The sequence below is a fragment of the Saccharopolyspora sp. NPDC000995 genome, from assembly GCF_053599315.1.
Map to the genome: position 1 here is coordinate 1 of NZ_JBSFLZ010000283.1, position 2,355 is coordinate 2,355.

Sequence of the window (2,355 nt, forward strand, 5' to 3'; positions counted from 1 at the left end):
CAGAGCAGTTGTATGGCGCGACACCAGACAAGACAACGTTCGACGACCTGGCGTGGTTGGCCGGTCAGCTTGATCCCGTGTCGTCGAATATTTCGGGCGTCACCCTAACCAACATGATGGCGGGATTCGAAGGCCGAGCCGATAGGTATGCCTCTCGTTCGGAAGTGCGTGACTTGGTGGGGTTGGCGGGGAGGGCGCGAGCGGTCCTTGGTCGACTGGATTCCGTTCAAGTCCCAGCCGATGCCGATTCCGATGCCGATGCCGATGCCGATGCCGATGGCGGGCAGCGGGTCAGTCCGGTGCAGGCGTTGGAGGCGATGTGGAACGCCGATCAGCCACGGCGGCGGATGAGGGACAGGCTGGCCACGGTCGAGATGACCGCGCGTGCCAAACACGACGAACAGATGGCCCGGTGGGCTCGGGGAGTGCTGGTTGAGTTCGAGGACGCTCGGTCTGTGGTGGTCAGACAGCCGGCGGAGTCGCAGGCGCGCCTGAACGCCGTTGTCCTGCCGTCGTTCGTGACGATGATCGCTGAGAGGTTTGAGGGCGACTCGAGAGAGGTTGCGGCGGCGATTGGGCTTGGGAACGGGACTGGTCTGCCGGCTGATTACCGGCAGTCCCTGGAGAATTTGGCGGTGTTGTACTGGGATCTAGATCCGGATCTTTTCGGGTTTGACGACGCTTTGCTGTGTATGCGGCGGGTTCGGGGGTTGATCGATGCTGGTTTCGAGGACACCGGGGAAGGTGCTGCCTTCTACAAGCGGACGGTAGATGATCTCCGGACGCTGGCGACCGTTGCGTACGGGCCGGTGTTCAACCCCCAGACCGGACAGCAGGAGCTTCGGGAGCCCGGGCATGTGGATGTCGACGAGATTCCGTACTGGCTCGACCTGATGGACGTCGTGGACGACCTCGGCGGTTACCACGAGTTCGTCGACGCGATCGGCGCAGATTTGGTTGGCGGTAGGCGGCTGTTCCCGGTCATATGGCTGGCAAAGAAGTTGTACATCGAGACGCCGGATGTAGAAACGTTCCATAGCCTGGCGTGGTTGGTCAGCCAGCTTGATGCCGAGTCGCCGACCTTTTCGTCGTTGTCATCCCTTACCCGCATGGTTGCGGGCTTCGAAGGCCGATCCGCTGAGGACGTCGGCTCTGCGGAAGTGCGTGACTTGGTGTCGTTGGTGGGGAGGACGAGAGAGGTCCTTGGTCGGGTCGACGGCGATCCGAGGGCGGCTTTGGAGGCGATTTGGAAGTCCGACAGGCGTTGGGAAAGGATGGCGAACCCGCTGGCCGAGGTCTCGGCAAATGCGTTCGCCGAGGGTGACTCTCAGACGGCGCAGTGGGCCGAGGGATTGCTGTTCGAGCTCGCGAACGAATGGTCTGTGGTAGTCAGGCAGCCGGCGGAGTCGCAGGCGCGCCTGAACGCCGTTGTCCTGATCCCGTTCATTGCAAACATTGCTGAGGACTTTGAGGGCGGCTGGAGCGGGCTTGCGGCGGCGGTAGGGGTTGAGGCCGGAGCTGGTTTGCCGGATGATGCAGGGCAGTCCTTGGTGAATTTGGCGGGGTTGTACTGGGAGATAGTTCCGGATCTGTACAGATTTGACCAGGCTATGCTGTGGATGCGGCGGATCCGGGTGTTGATCGATGCCGGCTTCGATGATGGCAGGGTGGGTGCCGCCTTCTACGCCAGGACGGTTGACGATCTATGGAGCGTGGTGGCCGAACTTTCGGTCCCGATGTTCAACCCTTACACCGGACAGGACGAGCTTCGGTCGCCCGCGAATGTGAGGGTGTTTGAGATTCGTCGCTGGCTCATGGCGATGGACCTGGTGCACGATCTTGGTGGTGTTGGCAGGGTTGTCGGTGAGCTCGGCGTGAATTTGGTGGGTGGTAGGCGGCTGTTCCCGGTCATACAAAGGGCAAACCAGTTGTACGGCAGGCAGCCGGAGATGGAAACGCTGCACGACGTGGCGCGGGAGCTGCGGGTTGCGGAGGCGCGGGAGATGCTGCAGCAGCACATGGCTCGGCAGGCGGAGTTGGCGGCGTTGTCGGCGCGGAATGCCGGTGAGGATGTGGAGTTGGATTCGTTGCGGGAGCGTATTGGGGCTCTGCGGGCAGAGATTGGCGAGTTGGCGGGGCGTGTCGGGGCCGAGCAGGGGGTGTTGGAGGGGTTGGTGCGCGACGCGCGGCCGGAAAGGGGCCAGGACGACGAACCCACGTCTGGGTGGGAGACAACGACCGCGAAGCCGACGGGGGGCGCGGAATTGTCTGGTGCTGGGGCGTCTTCGTCTGCTGGTGAGGATTTGCGGGGGGCTGGGTCGGCTGGGGTTTCCGGCGCGGGTGTGGAGGGGCAGG

At 63.2% G+C, this 2,355-nt stretch carries 1 pseudogene; it reads left to right on the top strand.

From position 1 onward, the window contains the following. Positions 1–299: 299 nt before the first annotated feature. A pseudogene (locus tag ACWDKQ_RS35775) lies at positions 300–2,355 on the top strand (hypothetical protein); the annotation flags it as partial.